The 25,306-nt window shown below is 69.8% G+C and carries 19 protein-coding genes; 3 read left to right on the forward strand and 16 right to left on the reverse strand.

From position 1 onward, the window contains the following. Nucleotides 1-56 precede the first annotated feature (56 nt). The 6 genes from AOM46_RS22150 to AOM46_RS22175 form a co-directional block, all read right to left on the reverse strand. Entirely contained in the window at nt 57-1,658 is a 1,602-nt protein-coding gene (locus AOM46_RS22150; RefSeq protein ID WP_062214319.1) for a glycoside hydrolase family 13 protein, read from the reverse strand. A gap of 20 nt (nt 1,659-1,678) precedes the next feature. Continuing rightward, nucleotides 1,679-2,548, reverse strand: a complete 870-nt coding sequence (locus tag AOM46_RS22155; RefSeq protein ID WP_062214320.1) for a carbohydrate ABC transporter permease — start codon at nt 2,546-2,548, stop codon at nt 1,679-1,681. 12 nt (nt 2,549-2,560) lie between these two features. Further along, nucleotides 2,561-3,445: a carbohydrate ABC transporter permease gene (locus AOM46_RS22160; RefSeq protein ID WP_062214321.1), complete on the reverse strand. Its 885-nt coding sequence runs from the start codon at nt 3,443-3,445 to the stop codon at nt 2,561-2,563. A 1-nt stretch (nt 3,446) separates the two neighbouring features. Beyond that, entirely contained in the window at nt 3,447-4,811 is a 1,365-nt protein-coding gene (locus AOM46_RS22165) for an ABC transporter substrate-binding protein (RefSeq protein WP_062214322.1), read from the reverse strand. Between the two features lie 101 nt (nt 4,812-4,912). Then, complete coding sequence (locus AOM46_RS22170; protein ID WP_062214323.1) at nt 4,913-5,932, reverse strand: LacI family DNA-binding transcriptional regulator; 1,020 nt, start codon at nt 5,930-5,932, stop codon at nt 4,913-4,915. 94 nt (nt 5,933-6,026) lie between these two features. Further along, nucleotides 6,027-8,141, reverse strand: a complete 2,115-nt coding sequence (locus tag AOM46_RS22175; protein ID WP_062214324.1) for a type IIA DNA topoisomerase subunit B — start codon at nt 8,139-8,141, stop codon at nt 6,027-6,029. 428 nt (nt 8,142-8,569) lie between these two features. On the opposite strand from AOM46_RS22175, the gene AOM46_RS22180 reads away from it, so the two are divergent. Continuing rightward, a complete protein-coding gene (locus AOM46_RS22180; RefSeq protein WP_062214325.1) occupies nt 8,570-8,800 on the forward strand; it encodes a hypothetical protein in 231 nt (76 codons plus the stop codon). A gap of 308 nt (nt 8,801-9,108) precedes the next feature. On the opposite strand, the gene AOM46_RS22185 is transcribed toward AOM46_RS22180, so the two are convergent. The 5 genes from AOM46_RS22185 to AOM46_RS22205 form a co-directional block, all read right to left on the reverse strand. Further along, nucleotides 9,109-10,731 (reverse strand): RNA polymerase sigma factor, encoded by a 1,623-nt coding sequence (locus tag AOM46_RS22185; protein WP_078857065.1) that lies wholly within the window; start codon nt 10,729-10,731, stop codon nt 9,109-9,111. 287 nt (nt 10,732-11,018) lie between these two features. Beyond that, the gene (locus AOM46_RS22190; protein WP_078857066.1) at nt 11,019-11,993 is read right to left on the reverse strand and encodes a FadR/GntR family transcriptional regulator; all 975 of its coding nucleotides are present in this window, start codon (nt 11,991-11,993) and stop codon (nt 11,019-11,021) included. 164 nt (nt 11,994-12,157) lie between these two features. Then, nucleotides 12,158-14,134 carry an ABC transporter ATP-binding protein gene (locus tag AOM46_RS22195; protein WP_062214328.1) on the reverse strand — a complete coding sequence of 659 codons (1,977 nt, stop codon included), beginning with the start codon at nt 14,132-14,134 and terminating at the stop codon, nt 12,158-12,160. Nucleotides 14,135-14,275: 141 nt separating this feature from the next. Continuing rightward, nucleotides 14,276-15,022, reverse strand: coding sequence for an NUDIX domain-containing protein (locus tag AOM46_RS22200; protein WP_062214329.1), 747 nt, complete (start codon nt 15,020-15,022; stop codon nt 14,276-14,278). 27 nt (nt 15,023-15,049) lie between these two features. After that, nucleotides 15,050-16,204, reverse strand: a complete 1,155-nt coding sequence (locus AOM46_RS22205; protein ID WP_062214330.1) for a DUF4192 domain-containing protein — start codon at nt 16,202-16,204, stop codon at nt 15,050-15,052. 133 nt (nt 16,205-16,337) lie between these two features. Here AOM46_RS22205 and AOM46_RS22210 point away from each other — a divergent pair, with 133 nt between their 5' ends. Beyond that, entirely contained in the window at nt 16,338-18,539 is a 2,202-nt protein-coding gene (locus tag AOM46_RS22210; RefSeq protein WP_062214418.1) for an ATP-dependent DNA helicase RecQ, read from the forward strand. 36 nt (nt 18,540-18,575) lie between these two features. Here the strand turns inward: AOM46_RS22210 and AOM46_RS22215 are convergent, their stop codons facing one another. From AOM46_RS22215 to AOM46_RS22225, 3 genes are all read right to left on the reverse strand, one after another. Next, on the reverse strand, nt 18,576-19,280 hold the full coding sequence (locus AOM46_RS22215; protein WP_062214419.1) for a ribonuclease HII: 705 nt from the start codon (nt 19,278-19,280) through the stop codon (nt 18,576-18,578). Between the two features lie 13 nt (nt 19,281-19,293). Next, complete coding sequence (locus tag AOM46_RS22220) at nt 19,294-19,959, reverse strand: histidine phosphatase family protein (protein WP_062214331.1); 666 nt, start codon at nt 19,957-19,959, stop codon at nt 19,294-19,296. Between the two features lie 62 nt (nt 19,960-20,021). After that, the gene (locus tag AOM46_RS22225) at nt 20,022-20,630 is read right to left on the reverse strand and encodes a YdbC family protein (RefSeq protein WP_078857067.1); all 609 of its coding nucleotides are present in this window, start codon (nt 20,628-20,630) and stop codon (nt 20,022-20,024) included. A gap of 283 nt (nt 20,631-20,913) precedes the next feature. On the opposite strand from AOM46_RS22225, the gene AOM46_RS22230 reads away from it, so the two are divergent. Then, nucleotides 20,914-21,444 carry a TerD family protein gene (locus tag AOM46_RS22230; protein ID WP_062214333.1) on the forward strand — a complete coding sequence of 177 codons (531 nt, stop codon included), beginning with the start codon at nt 20,914-20,916 and terminating at the stop codon, nt 21,442-21,444. Between the two features lie 103 nt (nt 21,445-21,547). Here the strand turns inward: AOM46_RS22230 and AOM46_RS22235 are convergent, their stop codons facing one another. Together AOM46_RS22235 and nrdR are read right to left on the reverse strand one after the other, a co-directional pair. Then, the gene (locus AOM46_RS22235; RefSeq protein WP_062214334.1) at nt 21,548-24,445 is read right to left on the reverse strand and encodes a vitamin B12-dependent ribonucleotide reductase; all 2,898 of its coding nucleotides are present in this window, start codon (nt 24,443-24,445) and stop codon (nt 21,548-21,550) included. 103 nt (nt 24,446-24,548) lie between these two features. Continuing rightward, nucleotides 24,549-25,058, reverse strand: a complete 510-nt coding sequence (nrdR, locus tag AOM46_RS22240) for a transcriptional regulator NrdR (protein ID WP_062214335.1) — start codon at nt 25,056-25,058, stop codon at nt 24,549-24,551. Nucleotides 25,059-25,306: the final 248 nt, after the last annotated feature.

Below are 25,306 nucleotides of genomic sequence, written 5' to 3' on the forward strand. Positions count from 1 at the left end.
GAGAGTCCCTTCCTAGGGGTGGTGGGGGTGTTGGCGGCGAGGATCGCGGGCGGTGTTCAGACCCGCAGCCAGACCGCCGTGTCCTGCGGCAGCAGACCCGCGTCGTCCAGCGGGCCGCTGCGCAGCAGCACGTGTGTGTGGGGAGGCAACGGCAACGGCTCGGGCGCCAGGTTGACCGCGCAGATCAGGCCGTGGTCCCGGGCGAAGACCAGCGCGCCAGGAGGGGAGTCCAGCCAGGTGAGGTCCCCGGTGGAGCCGGGCCAGGCCCGGCGCAGCCGCAGGCCGGTGCGGTAGAGCCAGAGCATGGACCCGGGGTCCTTCTCCTGCGCCTCGGCCGTGAAACCGGCCCAGTCGTCGGGCTGCGGCAGCCAGGTGTCGGCGCCGCCGAAGCCGTACGGCGCGGCGTCCCCCGACCAGGGCAGCGGCACCCGGCAGCCGTCCCGGCCCGGGTCGATGCCGCCGGACCTGGCGTGCATGGGGTCGTTGATGCGGTCCCTGGGGATCTCCGCCTCCGGCAGGCCCAACTCCTCGCCCTGGTAGATGTAGACGGCCCCGGGCAGGGCCAACGACAACAGCGCGGCGGCGCGGGCGCGCCGGGTGCCGAGCTCGAAGTCGGTCGGGGTGCCGAAACGCTTGGCCACGAAGGCGAAGCCGGTCTCCTCGCGGCCGTAACGGGTCGCGGTGCGGGTGATGTCGTGGTTGGCCAGCACCCAGGTCGCGGGGGCGCCGACCCCGGCGTGCGAGGCGAGGGTGCCGTCGATCGAGGCACGCAGCCGCTCCGGCTCCCAGGGGCCGCTCAGGAAGTCGAAGTTGAAGGCGGTGTGCAGCTCGTCGGGACGCAGGTAGCGGGCGAACCGCTCCACGTCGGGGAGCCACAGCTCGCCGATGAGCACCCCCTCGTACTCGTCGGCGATGGCCCGCCAGGACCGGTAGATGTCGTGCAGCTCGTCGCGGTCCACATAGGGGTGGGGGTCGTGTTCCGGGTCGAAGTCCGGCAGTTCCGGGTCCTTGGCCAGCAGCGCGGCCGAGTCGATCCGCACGCCGGCCGCGCCCCGGTCGAACCAGAAGCGCAGGATCTCCTCGTGCTCCTGTCTGACCTGCGGGTGGGCCCAGTTGAGGTCCGGCTGCCCGGGCGCGAAAAGGTGCAGGTACCACTCCCCGGGGCTGCCGTCCGGGGCGGTGCTGCGCGACCAGGCGGGGCCGCCGAACTCCGAGCGCCACGCGTTGGGCGGCTCGGCCCCGTCCGGCCCGCGCCCGGGGCGGAAGTGGAACAACTCCCGCTCCGGGCTGCCGGGGGGCGCGGCCAAGGCGGCCCTGAACCACGCGTGTTCGGCGGAGATGTGGTTGGGAACCACGTCCACGATGGTGCGCAAGCCCTGCTGACGCGCCTCGGCGATCAGCTTCTCAGCCTCCGCCAGGGTGCCGAACGCCGGGTCGATGGCGCGATAGTCCGCGACGTCATAGCCGCCGTCGGCCAGCGGCGAGACATACCAGGGGGTGAACCACAGTGCCTCGACGCCGAGTTCGGCGAGATAGGGCAACCGGGCCCGGACACCGGCGAGGTCGCCGGTGCCGTCGCCGTTGCCGTCGGCGAAACTGCGGATGTAGACCTGGTAGATGGCGGCGGAGCGCCACCACGCGGAAGGGTTGTGCGGCACGGAGTTTTCCTTTCGGGTGATCAGCCCTTGAGGCTGCCCGCCGTGAGGCCGGCGAGAATATGGCGCTGGAAGATCAGGAAAACCACCACCAGGGGAATGCTGGCCAACACCATTCCGGCGATCAGCATGTTGAGCGATGTCGTGTCCGCGATCCGCTGCAGATAGACGGTGATGGGCTGCTTGGCCGGATCGGGCAGCACCACCATCGGCCAGAGGAAATCACGCCACAGAGCGCTGATGGACAGGATCGACACAACGGCGATGATGGGCCGGGACAGCGGCAGAATGATGCGCCACATGGTGGTGAACGCACCAGCACCGTCGATCCGCGCGGCGTCGAGCAGCTCGTCCGGTATCTGGTCGAAGAAGTTCTTCAGCACATAGATGTTGAACGCGTTGGCGGCCGCCGGTAGCCATACGGCCGCCGGGTTGTTGATGAGGTTGAGCCCCAGCACGGGCACGTCCGTGACCGTGAGATAGGTGGGGATCAGCAGGGCCGTCGCCGGCACCATCAGGGTGACCAGCATCATGCCGAGCACGATCTTCCCGAACCTCGGGCGGAGTTTCGACAGCGCGTAGGCGGCCGGGAGCTGAATGGCCAGCCCGAGCAGCCAGGCGCCGCCGATCAGCACCACGGTGTTACCGAAGTACCGTGCCAGCTCCAGGCGGTTCCAGGTGTCCGAGTAGTTGCTCGGATGCCATTCCTCCGGAATGTAGGTCGGAGGGTTCCGAGCCAGTTCCGGGGAACTCTTCATGCCGCCCGTCACCATCCAGTAGAGCGGGATGATGAAGGCCACGGTGAACAGGATGATCGCGACGGCGAACAGGAACCAGTAGACCAGTCGGCCACGAGGCGTCTTGAGTACGGCGGGTCGTACCAGCGTGCGCAACTTCAGCCTCCCTCAGGTCTGCTGGCTGCGGGTGACCCGCAGATAGGCGGCGGAGAACACGGCGAGCACCAGCAGCAGGAGCAGACTCATGGCGCTGGCGGCGCCGAAGTTGTTGTAGACAAACGCGTAGCGGTAGATCAGCAGCATGACCGTGACGGTCGAGTCCTGGGGTCCGCCACCGGTCATCACGAACGGTTCCGTGAATACCTGCATGGTGGCCACGACCTGGAGCAGCAGCAGCATCAGGATGACGAATCTGGTCTGCGGGATGGTCACATGCCAGATACGCCGCCAGATATTGGCGCCCTCCAGTTCCGCGGCCTCGTACAGCTCGCCCGGAATGGTCTGCAGGGCGGCCAGATAGATCAGCGTCGCCGTGCCCATGTTCGCCCAGGTGGAGACGATGACCAGCGAGATCAGGGCGGTACTGGAGGAGTTCGTCCAGTCCGAGGTGGGGAGCCCGACCCCGCCCAGGATCTCGTTGATCAGGCCCCCGTCCGGCTGGTAGAACCACCGCCACATCAGCGCGACTACCACCGGCGGCAACATCACCGGCAGATAGACCAGGACCCGGAAGTAGGCCCTCGCGTGCCGGAACTCGTTGATCAGCAGGGCGGTCAGAAAGGGAACGCCGAAGCCGAGCACCAACGCGTAGAGCGTGAATATCGCGCTGTTGCGCCAGGCCGTCGCGAACAACGGGTCGTCGAATATGTAGCTGAAGTTGTCGAAGCCGACCCAGCTCGATCCGCGAACGAAGTTGACTTCCTGAAAGCTCAGGACGATGTTCCGAATGGCCGGGTACCAGGCGAAGACCGCGAAGACCACGAGAGCGGCGCACAGGAATCCATAGGCGGTGACGTTCTCGCCCAGTCGCCGCCGTGTCTCGGGAGAGGCCATCTCAGGAGGCGCCGTAGATCCGGTTGACCTGGCTCTCGGCTTCGTCGAGGAGCGACTGGATGTCGGCGCCCTCGTTGGTCAACACGCCCTGCATCACGTTGTCCAGGGTCGCGTAGACCTCCTGGGCGTTCGGCGGCTCGATCCGTCCCTCGATCGAGGGAGCGCCTTCCATGAACGGCGCCACATGCTCGACGGGCACGTTGGCGTACTGCTCCTTGAGTGCCTCGACGTTGTCGCGGATCTCGCCCTCGACCCAGATGTCCGGGGTGGGGGGCATCGGCAGACCGACCGGCAGCTCGTCGGCGGCGCTCTCCTCGATCCGGCGCTCGATCTCGTCGGGGTTCACGAACCGCCACTGCAGCCAGGTGAGGGCCGCCTCGATCTGCTCCTCGGAGGCGCCCGCGTTGATCATGTAGCCCTCGCCGCCGAGCAGCGTGCCGCCGCCGTCGGGGATCGGCGCCAGGCCCAGGTTCTCGTAGCTGCCGTCGTACTGCCGTACCAGGGTGGGCAGGTTGTCGGGGGCGGCCACATACATGCCGAGCTGGCCGGCGCCCATCTGCACCATCACGTCCTCGCAGGAACGCATCTGGTCGCTGCCCATCGACTGGTCCTCCCAGCGCATGGCGCTGAGGTTCTCCAACAGGGCCAGCGTCTCGGGGGTGTTGAACGCGGCGCGCCAGCCTTCGCCGTCCGGCTCGGCCACCTGCCCGCCGGTGGAGTAGATCTCGGTGGTGAGGTGCCAGCCACCGGTGTTCTCCGTGGTGCACTCGCCGTAGCCCGTCACGCCGCCGCCGAGTTCGGCGATGGCCGCCGACGCGGTGCGGACCTCCTCCCAGGTGCTGGGCGGGGTGTTGGGGTCGAGGCCCGCCTGCTCGAAGAGTTCGCGGTTGTAGAGCAGACCCATGGAGTAGTTGGCGGTCGGTACGCCGTACTGCCGTCCCGCCTCGTCCTGGAACGCCTCGTGCAACTCGGGTCGTATCTGGGCAAGGTTGGGGTAGTCCGCCAGATAGTCCGTGATATCGGCCGCGTAGCCCTGCTCGATGATGCCGGCGGGGTCGGTGAAGTAGACATAGAAGACGTCTTCCAGGTTGCCGCCGGCGACCCGGGTGTTGAACGTCTCGGGCTCCATGAAGCCCTCGTGCGGAACGATGTCGATATCTTCGTGTTCCGCCTCGAATGCCTCGATCTCGGCGAGGAACACCCGAAGTTCCCGCTCGTCGGTGTTCGGGGGCTGGCCGTTGATGTGCAACGTGATCTTGCCGTCGTCGCCGCCGCCGTCGTCCGAGGAACAGGCGGCCAGCGTGAGGGCCAGGACGGCGGTGGTGGCCAGACAGCGGCGGGTACGCCGGAATGCGCGACGTGTCATCGGGTGACCCCTTCGTGGGCACGGTCGTGAAGTGCCGCACACTCAATCACCGATGGCAGCGTCGCGCAATATCCTGCGCATCACTTGCAAAATATCGACTGCTAACCGCGACCTCGCCCCGGCGCCTGCCCCGTGGACTCCCGCACCACCAGCTCCGGTTCGAACAGCAACTCGTCGCGGCCGACGTCCCGTCCACCGAACTGCGCGACCAACACCTCGACCGCCGCGCGGCCCATCGCCTCGATGGGCTGACGCACGGTGCTGAGGGGAGGATTGGTGCAGGTCATCAGGGCCGAGTCGTCGAATCCGACCACGGAGAAATCGTCCGGCACGGAGAGCCCGCGACGCCGGGCCGCCCGGATCGCGCCGAGGGCGATCACATCGCTCGCACAGATCACCCCGGTGGCGCCGCGCTCCAACAACGTGGCCGTCGCCGCCTGGCCGCCCTCCAGCGTGTACATGGCACGAGCGACCAGCTCGTCGGAGAGCTGACCGCCGCCCGCCTCCGCCGCGGCCTTGGCGGCGGCGAGCTTGCGCTGCGAGGGGATGTGGTCGCCCGGCCCCAGCACCAGCCCTATCCGCTCGTGCCCCAGGGAGACCAGATGCCGCCACGCCTGCTCCACGGCCACCGAGTCGTCACAGGAGACCCGGGGAAAGCCGAGCCCCGGCACCGACGCGTTGATCAACACCACCGGCAGCCTGCGCTCGGCGAGCAGCCGGTAGTGGTCGTGCGACGCGTCCTCCTGCGCGTAGTGCCCACCGGCGAACACCACACCGGAGACCTGCTGCTGCAACAGCAGGTCGACATAGTCGGTCTCCTGGATACCGCCCGGGGTCTGGGTGCACAGCACGGGCACCAGGCCACGCTGGGCCAGCACCCCACCAAGGACCTCGGCGAAGGCGGGAAAGATCGGGTTCTGCAGCTCGGGCAGGATCAGACCGACCAACCGGCCGCGTTCGCCGCGCAGTTGGGTGGGCCGCTCGTACCCGAGAACGTCGAGCGCGGTGAGGACGGCCTGCCGGGTGGCCTCGGAGACCCCCGGCTTCCCGTTGAGGACCCGGCTGACCGTGGCCTCACTCACTCCCACCTTCTGCGCTACCTGGGCAAGTCGTCGCGTCATATCCGCAAGGCTAACGCAAATTGCGCAATTAAATTGCGTGCAGCCTTCAGGGATCCGACGAACGCCAGGTGACGCGGACGCCGCCGGGGACGCCTCAGGTGTCGATGCGCGAGCGGTCCAGCGTAGCCGCGGACGACGCGATGAACTCCCGTCGCGGCGCCACCTCGTTGCCCATCAACAGGCTGAACGCCTCCTCCGCCGCCTCCAGATCGCCGATGTTGATCCGGCGCAACGTGCGCTTGCGCGGATCCATCGTGGTCTCGGCGAGCTGGTCGGCGTCCATCTCGCCCAGGCCCTTGTAGCGCTGGATCGATTCCTTGTAGCGAACACCGCGCCGCTCGAAGTCCAGCAGCGTCTGCCGCAGTTCGTTGTCCGAGTAGGTGTAGTGGTACTTGTCCTGCCCCCGCTTGGGATTGCTCAACTCGATCCGGTGCAGCGGCGGAACGGCCGAGAAGACCCGCCCCTGCTCCACCATCGGCCGCATGTACCGCTGGAAGAGCGTGAGCAGCAGACAGCGGATGTGCGCGCCGTCCACATCCGCGTCGGCCAGGAAGATCACCCGGCCGTAGCGCGCCTGGTCGATGTCGAAGGTCCGCCCCGACCCCGCTCCTATCACCTGGATGATGGCGCCGCACTCGGCGTTCTTGAGCATGTCGGCGACCGACGACTTCTGCACGTTGAGAATCTTGCCCCGGATCGGCAGCAGCGCCTGGAACTCGCTGTTCCGCGCCAGCTTGGCCGTGCCCAGCGCGCTGTCCCCCTCGACGATGAACAGCTCGCTGCGCTCCACCTCGTCGCTGCGGCAGTCCGCCAGCTTGGCCGGCAGCGATGAGGACTCCAGCGCCGTCTTACGCCGCTGCGCCTCCTTGTGCTGCCGGGCGGCGATCCGCGTCCTGGCCGCCGCCACGACCTTCTCCAGAACGGCCCTGGACTGCTGCTTGTCGTCCCGCTTGGCGGACGTCAGGAAGGCCTTCAGCTCCTTGGAGACCACCTGTGCGACGATCCGGGTGGCCGCCGAGGTACCAAGGACCTCCTTGGTCTGCCCCTCGAACTGCGGCTCGGCCAGCCGGACCGTGACCACCGCCGTAAGGCCCTCCAGGACGTCGTCCTTGGCCACGTCGTCCTCGGCCACCCGCAGCAGCTTGGCGGACCGCAGGACCTCGTTCACGGTGCCGCGCAGCGCCCGCTCGAAGCCGGCGACATGGGTGCCGCCCTTCGGCGTCGCGATGATGTTCACAAAGGAGCGCACGGTGCTCTCGTAGCCCGTGCCCCAGCGCATCGCCACATCCACGTCCAGCTGCCGGCGCACCTCGGTGGGGATCATGTGCCCCCGCTCGTCCAGGACCGGCACCGTCTCCTTGAACGCGCCCTGACCGCGCAGCCGCAGCACGTCGCACACCGGGCGGTCGCTCGCCAGGTACTCGCAGAACTCGCTGATGCCCCCGTCGTACCGGAACACCTCGGTGGCGTGCTCCGCCCCGTCGATGCCCCGCTGGTCGCTCACCGAGATGGTCAGCCCCGGCACCAGGAACGCCGTCTGCCGGGCCCGCGCGTGGAGCGTGTCCAGGGAGAGCCTGGCGTCCTTGAGGAAGATCTGCCGATCCGCCCAGTACCGTACCCGGGTACCCGTCCTGGCCTTGCGGATCCGCCGGACCCGCAGGCCGCTCGCCGGCTCGAACGGCGCGTCCGGTCCCGATTCGGTGAAGATCCCCGGGGTGCCGCGCCGGAAGCTGGTGGCATGGGTCTTGGAGCCGCGGTCCACCTCCACGTCGAGACGGGCGGAGAGCGCGTTGACCACCGAGGCGCCCACGCCGTGCAGACCGCCGGAGGCCGCGTAGGAGCCGCCACCGAACTTTCCGCCGGCGTGCAGCTTGGTCATCACGACCTCGACCCCGGAGAGCCCCGTCTTGGGCTCCACGTCGACCGGGATGCCCCGACCGTTGTCCCGCACCTCGACCGAGCCGTCCGCGTGCAGAAGCACCTCGATTTGGTCGCAGTGCCCCCCGAGGGCCTCGTCGACCGAGTTGTCGATGATCTCCCAGAGGCAGTGCATCAGGCCGCGGCTGTCGGTGGAGCCGATATACATGCCGGGGCGCTTGCGTACCGCCTCCAACCCCTCCAGAACCAGCAGGTGCCGCGCGGTGTAGTTGCCGCCCGGATCGGCCCCGGTCAGCAGTGCGGTGGACGGCACGGACGTGTCGGCGGTCACGCAGTTCGCTCCTCGCTGAATTCTGAGATGTGGCGGAGTACCGCTCAGAGGGTACCGAGGCCTTGTAGAGCGGTTGTGCAGCTCCCCGGCGAAGCTCAGGGTAGCCCAGGGTCGCTCATGTGTTCGATCGACAGAGGGGGTGACGTGTACATCACGTTCCCTTCGGGGCATGAACCCCTTAGGCTCCGGGCACGTCCTCCTGAACGAAAGCAGACTTCCGGGTACACCGAGGTAGCCGGGAACAAAACCACGAGAAAGCGCGTATACCTAGCAAGCAACACCGCAATACGGCTCATTCGCCGCCACCGGGCTATGTCCGGTCAACTCGTTGGATGCCTTTCCAATGGGAAGCCGCGAGCGGGAACGTTCTCGGCCTGGTTGGATGTTGTCCCTGGTACGACAGCTCGTCGAGCTAGAGAAGAGGCGACGTGACTACTGTTCTGACTCCCGCGACCCCGCTGACCGCTGGGGACCGCTGCGATCGCTGCGGCGCCCAGGCGTACCTCCGCGTGGTCCTCATCAGCGGCGGAGAGCTGCTCTTCTGCGCCCACCACGGCCGCAAGTTCCAGCCAGAACTCAAGAAGATCGCCGCTGAGATACAGGACGAGACGGAGAAGCTCACCGCGACTCCCGCAAGCGCACAGGAGAACGAGCGTTGACCTGACGTCTCGCAGTATCCCCAACCGACGGGCTCGGTCCGGTTGACCCCGGACGACGGGCGGTCCCCTCAGGCCACCGAGGGCGACCGCCCGTTTCCGTGTGTGCGCCGGCAGGGGAGCGTCTGACGTCGCTCTGCCGGCCCGTCGTGATCTTTCCCGGCTTCCCGTCGCTCCCGCCGCCCAGGAGCGCTCAGCGGCGCCCGAGCGCCGTTCCACCGCCCACGGGCCGGCTACCCGCCCCCGGCCGGACGCAACGAAACCCGGCCGGTACCCCGAGGGGCACCGGCCGGGTCATGAGCGTCGCGTCGTCAGTCGAGGTAGTCCCGCAGCACCTGGGACCGCGAGGGGTGCCGCAGCTTCGACATGGTCTTGGACTCGATCTGCCGGATACGCTCCCGCGTCACGCCGTAGACCTTGCCGATCTCGTCCAGCGTCTTGGGCTGCCCGTCGGTCAGACCGAACCGCATGGACACCACGCCGGCCTCGCGCTCGCTGAGCGTGTCGAGGACGGAGTGCAGCTGCTCCTGCAGCAACGTGAAGCTGACCGCGTCGGCCGGCACCACGGCCTCGGAGTCCTCGATCAGATCGCCGAACTCGCTGTCCCCGTCCTCACCCAGCGGGGTGTGGAGGGAGATCGGCTCCCGACCGTACTTCTGGACCTCGACCACCTTCTCGGGGGTCATGTCCAGCTCCTTGGCCAGCTCCTCCGGGGTGGGCTCGCGCCCGAGGTCCTGGAGCATCTGACGCTGCACCCGGGCGAGCTTGTTGATCACCTCGACCATGTGCACCGGGATGCGGATGGTGCGCGCCTGGTCGGCCATGGCCCGGGTGATCGCCTGCCGGATCCACCAGGTGGCATACGTGGAGAACTTGTAGCCCTTGGTGTAGTCGAACTTCTCCACCGCGCGGATCAGACCCAGGTTGCCCTCCTGGATCAGGTCCAGGAAGAGCATTCCCCGGCCGGTGTAGCGCTTGGCGAGCGAGACCACCAGCCTGAGGTTGGCCTCCAGCAGGTGGTTCTTGGCCCGCCGCCCGTCCTCGGAGATGATCTCCAGCTCGTGCTTGAGCTTGGGGGCGATCTTGTCGGCGCCGGCCAGCTTGTCCTCGGCGAAGAGACCCGCCTCGATCCGCTTGGCCAGCTCCACCTCCTGCTCGGCGTTAAGCAGGGGAACCTTGCCGATCTGCTTGAGGTAGTCCTTGACCGGGTCCGCCGTGGCACCGGCCGCCGCGACCTGCTGCGCGGGGGCGTCGTCTTCGTCGTCGTCGGAGAGGACGAACCCCTCGTTCTCCTGCTTGCCCTCGGTGCCCTCGGCCGGTGCGCCGGCGCGCGCCGCCCGCTCGGCGGGCTCCTCCGCGCCCTCGTCCTCGCCCTCAAGGAACTCGTCGACCAGCTCCTTCTTGGGATCGGCGTTCTTGTCCGCCGTCTTCTTGGCCGCGGACTTCTTCGCCGGTGCCTTCTTGGCCGCGGACTTCTTGGCGGGTGCCTTCTTGGCCACCGCCTTCTTCGCCGGCGCCTTCTTGGCTCCGGCCACCGAGGCCGAACCCTCGGCGCTCGGCTGCGGGTCTGCCGCACCCGCGTCGTCTGGGGGCGCCAGCGCGGTGGCCTTCTTGGCAGGTGCGGTCTTGGCCGCGACCGTCTTGGTCGCGGTGCGCTTGGCCGTCGTCTTCGCGGCGACACTCTTCCGGGTGCGCCTGGGCGCCTCGGCGGCACTCACCATCAGCGTCACGCCCTCCTCGTCGAGGATCTGGTTGAGGCTGCGCAGAACGTTCTTCCACTGGGTTGACGGGATCTGGTCAGCCTCGAAGGCCCGGCGCACATCGTCGCCGGCGATCTGCCCCTCAGCCTTTCCCCGTTCGATGAGCGCCATCACAGAATTTGACTCGGCGATCTCTGCGGGGAGAGTACGGGAAGTGCTGGCCGACACGAACAACCTCTCGGAAACTCTGGGAACGGCTTAGGCCCGCTCACTGGTAGCGGGGCCACGACCGACGACTGGGGTGCGCCGACGGCTGTGGCGGGGCCCGCGGCGAGCGGCTGATCCGCCCGCTGCTGCCACCTCTTGAATCATCGCGCTGCTCCCGGAAGCGTTACGCCGCTTTCACGTGTCCCGAGTCACATCGCACGCTCGACTGTAGCGGTCCATGGCAAATGCGTCGCCGGAGCCCTGCCCTGGAGGGGCCCGGCGACGCATGGTGGGCCGGTGTGCCGGCGGTCGACTCAGTGCTCGCGCGGGGCGGGAACGACATGGTCCGCGCCGGGGGCCGTCGCCGCGGAGGGGGCGTCCGAGGAGAAGGTGAGCAGCTGCCGCATCGCCGTCTCCGCCGCCGGCGGCTCGCCGGAGCCGATCGCGTCCACGATCCGCTGGTGCATCGCGACGGACGCCTCGGTGGGGTGCTCGCAACCGGAGGCGGCACCGCCCGAGACCTGCAGAGCGGAGGCGACGATGCCGGAGAGGTGTTCGAGCATCCGATTGCCGGCCGACTGCAGCACCAGCCCGTGGAACTCGGCGTCGGCCCGGGCGAAGGTGAGCGCATCGCCCTGCGCGAGGGTGTGGGTCATGATGTCCACCATGTCGCCCAGCCGCTGCTGGACTTCGTCCCCGGTGTCGGCGGCGGCCAGCCGGGCGGCGAGGGGCTCGATCGTCAGCCGCAGCTCGCACAGCTCACGACGCTGGTCCTCGCGCTGGGGGCCGAAGGCGCGCCACTCGATGATGTCGGGGTCGAGAAGATTCCAGTCGCCGACGGGGCGCACCCGGGTGCCGACATTGGGGCGGGCGCTGACGAGGCCCTTGGCCTCGAGGACCCGCAGGGACTCACGGACGACCGTGCGGGAGACCTCGAAACGCTGCCCGATCTCCTCGGGCACCAGCGGACGGTCGGCCCCCAGATCGCCGGAGACGATCATCTGACCGAGCTGCTGGACGAGTTGGCCGTGCAGGCCACGGCCCCGGTTGCCGGCGGTACGACGGCCGACGCGGCCCAACTCGCTGTCCCCGCTGTCCCAGGCGGGGGCGTTGGTGGTGCGGGCCGAGCCGGTGGACTCGGCGTAGGAGTAACGGTCGAACTCGCCGGGCCGGCCGGCGGGGCCGGAGTTGGCGGAACGAGTGGCGGTCATCATGGAGTGCGCAAGGGTAGTCACGCCTCCTTTGTCGGCGGCCCCCGTTGGCACCTTGAGGTCTTTGGTGAAAAGCACACGAAAGGGTGATCGGCGACTCCCGCATAATTGACGTCTAACCGGAAGGAAATGGACTCCCTCGCACAAGGCCCAAAACCTGGCCGCCGACAGCCGACGCGGGCGGTGGTGCTTCGAGGTGAAGTCGTACGGCAGTGCCCCGACTTCGAACAGGTGTGGCGCGCCTACCGTGGGCCACCTCGCAGGCTGAGCACCGCGTATCCACAGAGGAGCAGGGCCAGCGAGACGGCCAGGGCCCAGCCGATGGGTTGGGACGCCAGGCGCACCGAGGCGGAGAGCCAGCGGTCCAACTCCGAGGCGACAGGCAGGGTGCTCATCGCCCCGAGGCGTTCGGGAAGTCCGTCCAGCGCCCGACCGAAGGGGCTGTCCAACGCCGCGCGCAGGGCGGGGGCGAGCACCAGCGGGACCGCGGCGACGGCGGCGAGGCCCACCAGACCGGAACGGAAGACGCCGGCGGCCAGCAGCCCGGCCCAGGCGCAACCCACGGAGAGCGCGGCGACGCTCTGGAAGGCGGCGCCCCAGGACTCGGGGGTCGGGCCGCGCACGCCGAGCAGCAGCGTCAGGGAGACGGAGTTCAGCGCGATCGCGGCGACGCAGAGCGAAAGCGACGCCCCAGCGGAGATCAGCGCCTTGCCGATGAGCAGGGACAGCCGGCGGGGCACGGGCACACAGGCAGGGGCGAGTGCCGGATAGCGGAACTCCTGGCCGAAGGCCAGGGCGCCCAGCAACCCGGCGGCCATGGCGACCGGGGGCAGCGGCAGCGGCTCGGCCCAGCCGGTGAGCACGCGCTCGGCCGGCCAGGAGCCGGCCGAGGCGAGGACGACGGCGACGAGGAGGCCGGCCAGCAGAGCCGTCCCCATGACCAGCCAGCTGGTGTAGACCCCGGCCCAGCGCCGCAGTTCATAGCGGAGGGGCCAACTCGGCCCGGACGGCGAGACGGCGGGCAGCGGGGGCGGCAGCGCGGGGCGCACCGCCGGCCGGCCGGCCCGGGCCCCGACCTCAAGGGCCTTCGAGGCCACCGAGGCCACCTGGAGGGGGCGGGTGACGGCATCGGGCGTCCCGGCCGCGGAGTTCGCGATGGCGGGCGGTGCGGACGAGGGCGGTGGGGACGAGGGGGGCGCAGCCGAGGCGGCGGCGCCGGGCGCCGGCGCCGTTCTGGCCAGCGAGACCGTGGCCGGGGCGCTGTCGACGGAGACCGCGGCCGGCCGGGCCTCCTGTGCCGGCACCACCCTGCCGTCCGCGCGGAGCAACGGCCCGGCGGGGGAACGGTCCCCCACATCCCCGATCTCGTCGGCGAGTTGGTGCACGACGATGCGGTGCTGGTGGGCGATCTCGCCCACGGTGGCCGGATCGCCGCCGTAGACGGAGACCCGGTTGCCGGACTCCAGGACCACCTCGACCGGCTCCGTCGCGCGGAACCGCTGATGCAGAACCGCGGCCAGGCGCTCGGCGTGTGGCGTGCGGACCGCCACCCTCGGCCGCAGCCGCGTTCTGGCGAAATCGTCGACGCGCTGGTCGGCGATCAGCCGCCCGGCGTCCATGCTGACCACCCGGTCGGCGACCCTGGCCGTCTCCATCGGGTCGGTGGTCGCGAGCAGCACCGCTCCGCCCTGCTCCGCGTATCCCCGCAACAGGCCGTGGAGCCAGGCTCGTTCACGGGGGGAGAGCCCGCTGTCCGGCTCGTCCAGCACCAGGGTGTGGGGGTCGCCGAGCAATGCGGCGGCGAGCCCGAGCCGTCGGTCCATCCCACGGGAGAACCGCCCCAGCCGCTGATCGGCCAGCCCGCTCAGGCCCACCACCTCCAGCACCTCGTCGGCGCGGGCGGCCGGCACGCCGGCGGCCGCGGCGAGCATCCGCAACTGCCCTCGGGCGGAGCGGTACGGATGGCCGGGGACGTCCCCCAGCAGCGTGCCGATCTCCCGCTGGGGATGGGGCACTCGGGACAGTGGTCGCCCTCGGAAGAGCGCCACCCCGCGCCCCGGGGACAGTTGGAGCATCAGCCGCAGTGCGGCGGACTTGCCCGCTCCGGGCGGTCCCAGCAGGGCGGTGATGCCGCCCGGGCGGGCTTCGAAGGTGAGGTCGTCAACGGCGGGCGGCCTGCCACGCCGTGACGCAGTGGTGAGTCCGATGGCCTGGATCATCGATTCTCCCGTTGGTCGCGCACTCTGCACGATAACGGGACATATGGGATTTTCCTGGCGACTCGCGCGGTTTGGCGATCCCGACCGCAGCGACCGACCGCGGCCTTGTCGACCTCCTGGTTCGTGAGACGTCCTGGTTCGTCAGACGTCGGGGCGGAGCATCGGGGGGTTCAGCACCGTGGCGCCCCCGGCTCTGAACAGCTGGGCGGGACGCCCGCCCTGACGGGTCGTGGTGCCACCGACCGGCACCAGGAACCCCGGGGTTCCCGTCACCTTGCGGTGGAAGTTGCGCGGGTCCAACGAGACGCCCCAGACCGCCTCGTAGACCCTGCGCAACTCCCCCACCGTGAACTCGGGCGGACAGAAGGCCGCCGCTAGGGAGGAGTACTCGATCTTCGACCGTGCGCGCTCCACCCCGTCGGCGAGGATGCGCGCGTGGTCGAACGCCAGCCGCTCCCCCGACGCCCTGTCCGTATCCGTATCCGCCAACAGCTCGCCCGCCGGCTTCCACTGGGCCCCGCCGGCGTCCCCGCCCGGGGTGGGAGCCGGCAGGTCCGGAGCCAGGACCAGATGTGCCACGCTGACCACCCGCATCCTCGGGTCGCGCCCCGGCTCCCCGTAGGTGGCGAGTTGTTCCAGATGGGCACCGGCATGCCAGCTGCCGGCGTCCTGGGTGCGTAGCCCCGTCTCCTCCGCCAGCTCGCGCGCGGCGGCGGAGGCCAGATCCTCATCAGCCCGAACAAAACCGCCCGGAAGAGCCCACTGGCCCTGATAAGGGTCCTCACCACGTCGAACCGTGAGCGCGCACAGCGCATGCCGCCGGACGGTGAGAACGACCAGGTCGACTGTGACGGCGAACGGCGGAAACTCCGACGGGTCGTAGGGCATGCCGTGATCATAGGTGCCCCACGAAGCTCACCGGAGCCGATGGGCGGTCCACTGCCGGCGCAGGCTCCGGCGCAGCGGCTCGGGATCGACCTCGTCGTTGCACGCCTGGTGGAGCAGCCGTGCGAAGACGTATTCCGGATCGAGATCCAGAGCCCTGGTCCACGCCACCCGGGCACTCACCGGGTCCTCCATCGACCAGGCCACCCAGCCGACCAGTGTGAGCGGAGCGGCGGCGTGCGACTCGAAGGAGCCCACGCAGCGCCGGGCGAGGGCCCGCCACAGGCGCAGCGCCACCAGGGCCTCAGGACCGTCCATCCAGCCGGCCGCGAGATCGCGGGTGAGGCGGTCCTGCAGCCCGATGACGAGATGCGCCGCCTCGTCGGAGGTGAGCAGGGCGTCGTCCCTGGCGTCGGCGGCCGACTGCTCGGGATCACGGGGCGCCGGCACCCGGCGGAAGCGGCCCATCAGGCGCTCCACCAGATCGATCGTCTCGTCCCTGACCCTGGACTGCTCGGTCTCCGGGCCGACCATACGGGGCGCCAACCGCGCGGCCACGGCGTCCAGAGCACGCTCCTGCTGGATGGCCACCGGCCCGTCCAGCGGGATCAGCCGCTCACGCATCTCCTTGAGCGAGCCACGGACGTGGATGCCGGCGAAGGCCGCCGCCGCTGCCATCGGCGAGCTGCCGCACCTGGGCAGGGCGCTGCCCTCGCCCGCGTCGTCCAGGGCCTCGGTGCTGCAGTAGGAGAGATAGCGCTCCTGCGAGATGTACAGCGCCTCGTAGACCGGCACCTCCAGATCGCCACAGGCGGTCCGCAACAGCTGCGCGAGCGGACGGAGACGCTCAGCCGCATCCCGCACCCGGCCACCCGCGGGCGGATCCTGGCAGAGGTAGGCGACGGCCGCGTCCGGCCGGACGCCTCGGGCGGAGCTGCTGTCCACCAGGCACGCCGCCAACTGCCTGGCGGCCTCCGGCCAGTTCGCCGTGTCCTCGGGGATGGCCGTCCTGATCCGGCCCCCCAGCTTTCCGCGCGGGCCGTGCAGGCCCAGAAGCACGATCGAGTCGTCCGGGTGGTAGCCCAGGATGTAGGGCAGGGCGTCCGCCAGATCCGCCGGGCCGCTCAGGGTGACCTGGTTGTCGGTGACGATGAGTTGCGAGAGGGGTTCGCTGTGTTGAGTCATGGAGGCAGAGTGCCTGGTTCGAGCCCGATCGTGTCGTGTTTTATCCACAGGTCAGCGCGTCTGTCATAAGAATTACCGGTTATCCACAGGGCGGGTTCGCCAAGCCCGGGCTCGATCGGCTTGCATGGGCGACATGTCAGAAGCCACCACGGGGACCGCCCCGCAAGCAGTGAACGAACGGCACGAGGAGTTGCGCGCCGCGGCGGACGCGGTGCTCTCCCGCCTGGTCGGGGACGCCTCGGGCGCCGCGCGTCTCCGTCCCGATCAGTGGCGGGCCATCGAGGCCCTGGTCGCCGAGCGGCGCCGAGCGCTCGTCGTCCAGCGCACGGGGTGGGGCAAGTCGGCGGTGTACTTCGTCGCCACCGCCCTGCTGCGGGAGAGCGGCGCCGGGCCCACGGTCATCGTGTCGCCGCTGCTCGCCCTCATGCGCAACCAGATCGCCGCCGCGCGGCGCGCCGGCATCAGCGCCCGCACGATCAACTCGGCCAACCAGGAGGAGTGGGAGGCGGTGCGGCAGGAAGTCGCCGACGGCCTCGTCGACGTTCTCCTGGTCAGCCCCGAACGCCTCAACAACCCGGATTTCCGGGACGGGGTGCTGCCTCAGCTCGCGGCCAGCGCGGGTCTGCTGGTGGTCGACGAGGCGCACTGCATCTCCGACTGGGGCCACGACTTCCGGCCCGACTATCGCAGGTTGCGCACCATGCTCGGCGAACTCCCCGCCGGTGTCCCGGTGTTGGCCACCACGGCGACGGCCAACGCCCGGGTCACCGCCGATGTCGCGGAGCAGCTGGGCACGGGCGACAGCGGCGCGGAGACGCTGGTGCTGCGCGGTCCGCTGGACCGCGCCAGCCTGCGGCTCTCCGTGCTCCGGCTGCCGGACGCCGCCCACCGGCTGGCCTGGCTGGACGACCATCTGAACGGCTTCCCCGGCTCCGGCATCATCTACACGCTCACCGTCGCGGCGGCCGAGGAGGTCGCCGCGCATCTCACCGCGCGCGGGCACCGTGTGGCCGCCTACACCGGCCGCACGGAGAACGCCGACCGCGAGGCGGCCGAGGACGACCTGCTGGCGAACCGGGTCAAGGCCCTGGTGGCCACCTCCGCTCTCGGCATGGGCTTCGACAAGCCGGATCTGGGCTTTGTGATCCATCTGGGCTCGCCCTCGTCCCCCATCGCCTACTACCAGCAGGTCGGCCGTGCCGGTCGAGGTCTGGAGCACGCGGAGGTACTGCTGCTGCCCGGCCCGGAGGACGAGGCCATCTGGCGCTACTTCGGCTCCCTCGCCTTTCCCCGGGAACAACAGGTTCGCCACACCCTGGAGGTGCTGGCGGCGGCGGACCGACCGCTCAGCCTGCCGGCCCTCGAAGCCCGCGTGGAACTGCGCCGATCCCGGCTGGAGATGATGCTCAAGGTGCTCGATGTCGACGGGGCGGTGCGTCGGGAGCGCGGCGGCTGGCGTGCCACCGGCGCGCCCTGGCACTACGACGCCGAGCGCTACGCCTGGGTGGCACGCCAACGCGAGGCCGAGCAGGAGGCCATGCGGGAGTACGCGTCGACGGGCGGCTGCCGGATGGAGCTGCTGCGCAGGGAGCTGGACGACGAGGGCGCGGCGCCCTGCGGCCGCTGCGACAACTGCACGGACATGGGCTTCGACGCCCAGGTGGCGCCGACCGCGCTGGAGGCCGCCACGGGTGAGCTGAGCCGGCCCGGGATCGCGGTGGAGCCCCGCCGGATGTGGCCCACGGGTCTGCCGGCGGCGGGTATCGATCTCAAGGGCCGGATCCCCCAGGGCGAGCAGGCGTCCCCGGGGCGCGCGCTGGGTCGCCTCTCCGACATCGGCTGGGGGGATCGGCTCCGGCCCCTCCTCAGCCCGGACGCCTCCGACAGCGCTCTGCCGGAGGACGTCATGGACGCGGTGGTGACGGTCCTCTCCGACTGGGCTCGTGGGCCCGGTGGCTGGGCCTCCGGGCAGGAGGGCGCGCCGCCCCGGCCGGTCGGGGTGGTCTCGGTGGCCTCCGGAAGCCGGCCCAGGCTGGTGGGATCACTCGCCGACGGAATCGCCCGGGTGGGGCGGATGCCGCTGCTCGGCGCGGTGCGCCGGGCCCACCACGACCGCGCCCCCGGCCGCAGCAACAGCGCCCGTCGGGTCCACGCCTTGCACGGCGCTCTGGAGCTGCCCCCCGAGGTCGCCGAGGCGGTCAAGACCCATCCCGGACCACTGCTGTTGGTCGACGACTTCATGGAGACCGGCTGGACGTTGGCGCTCGCCGCCCGCCTGCTGCGGGCCGCCGGAGCGGAGTCGGTCCTGCCACTCGTCCTGGCGGTGCGGGGATGAGCGGCGGTGGGGGCGCGGAGGGAGCTGGCGGCGGCGTCAGAACATGCCGAGTTGGCCGCTGTCCTCCAGGGATTCGGCAGCCAGCGCGTCACGATGCGAGGGGAGCTTGAGATGACGCCACCGGGGCAGCGCGTCCAGATAGGTCCAGGAGCGTCGGTGATGCGGGGTGGGCCCCCACTCCTCCAGCGCCGCCCGGTGGGTGGGCGACGGGTATCCGGCGTTGGTGTCGAACCCGAACGCCGGGTGCTCGGCGGCCAGTTCGGCGACCATCGCGTCCCGGTGCACCTTGGCGATGACGGAGGCCGCCGCCACGGAGACACAGGACTGGTCCCCCTTGATCACCGTGCGCACCCGCCAGGGCGGCCCGAGGTAGTCGTGTTTGCCGTCCAGGATGACGGCGTCCGGTTGCCGGGGAAGGCCGGCGAGCGCCCGGGTCGCGGCCAGCCGCAGCGCGGCGGTCATCCCCAGGGCGTCGATCTCCTGCGGGCTCGCGTGGCCCAGCGCGTGATGCGTCACCCAGTCGCGCAGCACTCCGGCGAGTGCCGTTCTGCGCAGCGGAGTCAGCAGCTTGGAGTCGGTCAGCCCCTCGGGCGGGCGGCGCAGCCCCGTGATCGCGGCGCAGACCGTCACCGGCCCGGCCCAGGCTCCTCGTCCCACCTCGTCGATACCGGCGACCCAGGTGGCTCCGGTGGTCGCGCGAATGGAGCGTTCGACTCGATGGGTGGGCGGTTCATAGGCCATGGCGGCGTTCACCTTACGCGCACCAGCCCTGGAAGGGACGCTCGGGTGTGTGCCAGCGCTCGAAGGGCCGGTCGAGGTGGTAGCGGCCGTCGGGGCCCAGGATCAGCTGCCGGGTCTCACCGTTCCCCGGGTTGGAGAGCGATTCGAACTCGGCGACCGTCCAGTGCAACCACCGCATGCAGAACAGCCGCATGGTCAGTCCGTGGGTCACCAGCAACACGTTCGGGGGATGCTCGGGCTCGTCGAAGCTCCGCCACAGGCTCTCCAGAAAGGCGCCCACCCGGTCGTAGACATCCGCGCCCGACTCCCCCTGGGCGAAGCGGTAGAAGAAGTGGCCGTACGCGTCCCTGGCTCGCTTCTGCCGCTTCACGTCCGCGCGGTCCTGCCAGTTGCCCCAGTCCTGCTCGCGCAGCCGCGGCTCCTCCCGAGCCCGGGTCCGCACGGGATCGAGGCCCAACGCCTGGAAGGTCTGATGAGTACGTCGATAAGGCGACACATAGGCGGAGAGCCGCTCGTCCCCGATGATCCGGCGCAGCCGTTCGCCCGCGGCGCGCGCCTGGCACTGGCCCTTCTCGGTCAGCTCCAGAGCGTGATCCGGTATGTGTTGATACACCGAGTCGTCATGGTTCCCCTGCGACTCTCCGTGTCGCATGAGGATGATGCGCCGGGGTTGTGCCATGGCCCCACCCTAGTTCGCTTCACGGAAGCGAGCCGAGGCGGGCGCCGGCGGGCAGGGGCGGGTCATACCGTCCACGACGGGTCCATATCGATCACGTCCCCGGTGATGGCCGCGATATCGGCGCCGGTCTGGGCGCGCAGCGCCAGCCGCTCCACCCGCTCGGTGCGGTACTTGGCCCGTTCGGCGGCGGACTTCCACATGGAGAGCACCAGGAACTCGCTCTCCGGCTCCGCCTGGGCGAACACGCCGCGCAACATCCCCGGGGAGCCCGCCATGGCCGGGTTCCACACCTTCTCCTGCATCAGGGCGAAGTGCTCGGCCCGCTCCTCGTGGACCCGGGTGTGGGCCACGCGCAGCAGATCGGCGTCCGTGAAGCGGGGCTCGAAGCCCATCTTCACATCGAATCGATATTCGAAAAGGCGCACCCGGAGGTCCTGGTAGCTCCCCTGCTGGGAGGCCGCCAGCCGGTCGTAGGAACGAGCCATGAAGGAGTCGTAGAAGGCACGGCTCTCCCAGAAGCCGAACAGGTGCACCACCCCCGGCTGGGATCGACTCCAGCCACCCCCCTGCGCCAGAAACCCGGGCTCGCCGAGCAGTCCCGCCCACTTTCGCTGGCCGCGATCAAAGCCGACCCGGTCAACCACGGCGCAACGAATCCACTTGACCAGCACCGCGCCATCGTAAGGCCATCTCGCCCCGGGGGCGCATGGGTTCCGCGATCACGCCCTGCCAACGATCCCACCCACCGCATCGGAGCCCGCCCCCGTTCCGCCTCCCCGGCGCGCGCATGGAGCGCGGCAGGCGGCAGGATGGCCTCGCACGGCCAGGTCCCAGGACCAACCCGCCCCGGGCGCGCGGCGGTTAGGGCACCTCCGAGTTGGCGAGAATGGCTTTATGGGGGGTTCCGTCCCACACCCTGGCACGGCTCCTCCACCCGCATGGAAGGGATGTTTGGTGAGCCCATTCAACAAGGGGATCGAAACGGTCGAGGTCACCCTCCGCTGGGACCCCAGCCCCGCCGACGCCCCGCCCCACGATCTGGACCTCATCGCCGCGACCTACGAGGAGCGAGCTCCGCACGGCGTCCCGGCCTACCTCGTCCACTTCGACAGCCGCTCCCCGGACGGCACGATCACCCTCACCAGGAACAGCGCGACGGGCCAGGGCTTCGGCTCCGACGAGGTCCTGACCCTGGAGCTGGACCGGCTCGCCGACAGCCTCACCCGGGTCGTGGTCGGCGTCGCCATCCAACAGCGCCACGGGCGGCTCACGTTCGGCGACGTCGCTCGCACCGTCGTCGAGGTCAAGGAGGGCCACACCGCCCTCGCCCGGGACGAGCTGGGCTCCGTCGCCTCCAGCACGGCCGCCAGCATCGCGGAGTTCACCAGGGACAGCTCCGGCAACTGGGCCTTCCGCAAGCTCTCCCGTGGCTTCGACACCGATCCGGACGGCTTCGCCGCGGTCATGGGCAACGCTCTCCCCTGATCCCCCGGCCCGCCGTCCCTCCTCAACACACGCCGGGGGCGGTGGAGCCGAACCCGGCTCCACCGCCCCGACCAACGCGCCTACCGTCGGATCCCGTCCGGGATCAGCTGCAGCCGCTGGTGGAGCCGCAGCCCTCGCACAGATAGCAGCTGCCGGCCCTGCGCATCTTGGTGCCGCAGGAGAGGCAGAGCGGCGCGTCGGCGTTCAACCCCAGCTGCATCTCGGCCAGTTCCGTGGAGCTGTGGGCCTCGGCAGGCGCCGGCTGCGCCACCTCCGCCGACGGCGCGGTGGGGGCAGGCGCCGGCGCCGCGTCGCGGACGGGGCCGGTCGGGCTCTGGAGCGGCGCCGACTGGGAAAGCCCCTCGACGTCCAACTCCTCGTCGCCCGGCTCGTAGGAACCCGTCTCCAGATGGCGCTGCCGTTCGGCCGCCGTGTGGATACCGAGCGCCGAGCGGGTCTCGAACGGCAGGAAGTCCAGCGCCAGACGGCGGAAGATGTAGTCCACGATGGACTGCGCCATCCGCACGTCCTGGTCGTCCGTCATACCGGCCGGCTCGAAGCGCATGTTGGTGAACTTCGAGACATAGGTCTCCAATGGGACGCCGTACTGCAGCCCGACGGAGACCGCGATGGAGAAGGCGTCCATCATGCCCGCGAGGGTGGACCCCTGCTTGGACATCTTCAGGAAGACCTCGCCCAGCCCGTCGTCCGGGTAGGAGTTGGCCGTCATATAGCCCTCGGCCCCACCCACCGTGAACGAGGTGGTGATGCCCGGGCGGCCCTTCGGCAGCCGTCGGCGGACCGGACGGTACTCGATCACCCGCTCCGGCTCCACGGCCGCCGGCTGCTCGCTCTTCGCCGGCTCCTTCCGCTTGGCGGACAGCGGCTGACCGACCTTGCTGTTCTCCACATAGACGGCCAGCGCCTTGACGCCGAGCTTCCAGCCCTGGAGATAGATCTCCGCCACGTCGTCCACCGTGCTGCTGCTCGGCATGTTGACCGTCTTGGAGATGGCTCCGCTCAGGAACGGCTGGGCCGCGGCCATCATCCGCACATGGCCCATCGGGGCGATCGACCGCTCGCCCATGGCGCAGTCGAAGACCTCGTAGTGCTCCTGCTTCAGCCCGGGAGCGTCCACCACATTGCCGTGCTCGGCGATGTGGGCGACGATCGCCTCCACCTGCTCGGGCTGGTAGCCGAGCCGCTTCAACGCCTTGGGCACGGTGTTGTTGACGATCTGCATCGAGCCGCCGCCGACCAGCTTCTTGTACTTGACCAACGCGAGGTCGGGCTCGATGCCGGTGGTGTCGCAGTCCATCATCAGACCGATGGTGCCGGTCGGCGCCAGGACGGACGCCTGGGCGTTGCGGAAGCCGTTCTTCTTGCCGAGCCGCAACACGTCCTGCCAGGCCTCGGTGGCCGCGGCCCAGACCGGGCTGTCCAGATCGTCCACCCGCCGCGCGGTGTCGTTCGCCTCGGCGTGCTGGCGCATCACCCGGTTGTGGGCGTCGCTGTTGCGGGCGTACCCCTCGTAAGGGCCGACCACCGAGGCGAGTTCGGCGGACCGCCGGTAGGAGGTACCGGTCATCAGCGAGGTGATCGCGCCGGCCAGGGCCCGGCCGCCGTCGGAGTCGTAGGCGTGCCCGGTGGCCATCAGCAGCGCGCCCAGGTTGGCGTAGCCGATGCCCAGCTGGCGGAAGGCCCGGGTGGTCTCCCCGATCTTCTCGGTGGGGAAGTCGGCGAAGCTGATCGAGATGTCCATCGCGGTGATGACCAGCTCGACGACCTTGGCGAAGCGCTCCGCGTCGAACGACTGGTTGCCCCGGTCGTCGTCGGCCAGGAACTTCATCAGGTTCAACGAGGCCAGGTTGCACGAGGAGTTGTCCAGGTGCATGTACTCGCTGCAGGGGTTGGACGCGGTGATCCGGCCCGACTCCGGCGAGGTGTGCCAGTGGTTGATGACATCGTCGTACTGGATGCCGGGGTCGGCGCAGGCGTGGGCGGCCTCCGCCATCTTGCGGAACAGCTTCCTGGCGTCCACCTGCTCGATGATCTCGCCCGAGATCCGCCCGCGCAGCCCGAAGGACGACCCGGACTCCACGGCGCGCATGAACTCGTCGTTCACCCGCACCGAGTTGTTCGCGTTCTGGTACTGGACGGAGGTGATGTCGTCCCCGCCGAGGTCCATGTCGAAGCCCGCGTCCCGCAGCGCGCGGATCTTCTCCTCCTCCTTGACCTTGGTCTCGATGAAGGCCTCGATGTCGGGGTGGTCCACGTCCAGTACCACCATCTTGGCCGCGCGGCGCGTGGCGCCGCCGGACTTGATGGTGCCGGCCGAGGCGTCGGCGCCGCGCATGAACGAGACCGGGCCCGAGGCGTTGCCGCCGGAGGAGAGCAGCTCTTTGGAGGAGCGGATACGGGAGAGGTTGAGGCCGGCCCCCGAGCCGCCCTTGAAGATCATTCCCTCTTCCTTGTACCAGTCCAGGATGGACTCCATGGAGTCCTCGACCGAGAGGATGAAACACGCGCTGACCTGCTGCGGCTGCGTGGTCCCCACGTTGAACCAGACCGGCGAGTTGAAGCTGAAGACCTGGTGCAACAGCGCGTAGGCCAGCTCGTGTTCGAAGATCTCAGCGTCCGCCGGGGAGGCGAAGTAGCCGTACTTCTCGCCGCCGGCGCGGTAGCTCCGCACCACCCGGTCGATCAACTGCTTGAGCCCGGTCTCCCGTTGGGGGGTACCGACAGCGCCGCGGAAGTACTTGCTGGTAACGATGTTGACCGCGTTCACCGACCAGAACTCGGGGAACTCGACGCCACGCTGCTCGAAGTTGATCGAGCCGTCACGCCAGTTGGTCATGACGACGTCGCGCCGCTCCCACACCACCTCGTCGTAGGGGTGGACCCCGGGAGTGGTGTGGATCCGCTCGACCCGCAACCCCTTGGCTCCCTTGCCGTTCTTGGCGCGTGAACCGCGTGCCGGGCCACTCGTCGTCTCAGTCATTCCGCCTCCCTGTTCGGGCATGACGCCCTAGTGCGACCAGGCTTGACACCGGGTCACCGTGCTGTTTGTTGACTGTTGCCGGCGCGCGTGGCGGGCGCTCCGGTCAGGTCTTGTCGGCGCTCGCCTGATCCGCGCCGTCGTCCCGGCGCTGGGCCGGCGGGCCCTCCGCGAATCCGTCGCGCAGTTCGGCGACGGCGGACTCGAAGTCCTCCAACGACTCGAACGCGCGGTACACGGACGCGAAACGGAGATAGGCCACCAGATCCAGCTCGCGCAACGGGCCGAGTATCGCCAGCCCCACATCGTGGGTGGACAACTCGGCGCTGCCGGTGGCGCGGACGGCCTCTTCGACGCGTTGCCCCAGCAGAGCCAGCGCGTCCTCCGTGACGGGACGCCCCTGGCACGCCTTCCGGACGCCGGCGATCACCTTGTCGCGGCTGAACGGCTCGGTGACGCCGCTGCGCTTGATCACCATCAGTGAGGCGGTCTCGACCGTGGTGAAACGACGGGAGCAGCTCGGGCACTGGCGGCGACGACGGATCAGCGTCCCGTCGTCGGCGGTGCGGCTGTCAACGACGCGACTGTCGGAGTGGCGGCAGAAGGGACAGTGCACGACCCTCTCCCCTCTCCCTATCGGTGACGCGGCGTAGTCACGCGGGCGTCCTGGCATGGCGGCAACCGTCGCGCCGACCGCCGGGGCGGCCCTCGCGAGGCACTGTCCAGCATAGGCGATCCGGTGGGGCTGCGAAGACCCGGGACCACAATTTGTGGGTGCCCGACGCACATCCAACCACTAGATCTGGGGTTCCCTCGCCAGCGCCGTCGGCGCGCGTGTCGCGACGCGGCGAACCCGGGACGGCG

It is taken from the genome of Streptomyces sp. NBRC 109706 (genome assembly GCF_000974485.1).
Classification (GTDB): Bacteria; Actinomycetota; Actinomycetes; order Streptomycetales; family Streptomycetaceae; genus Streptomyces.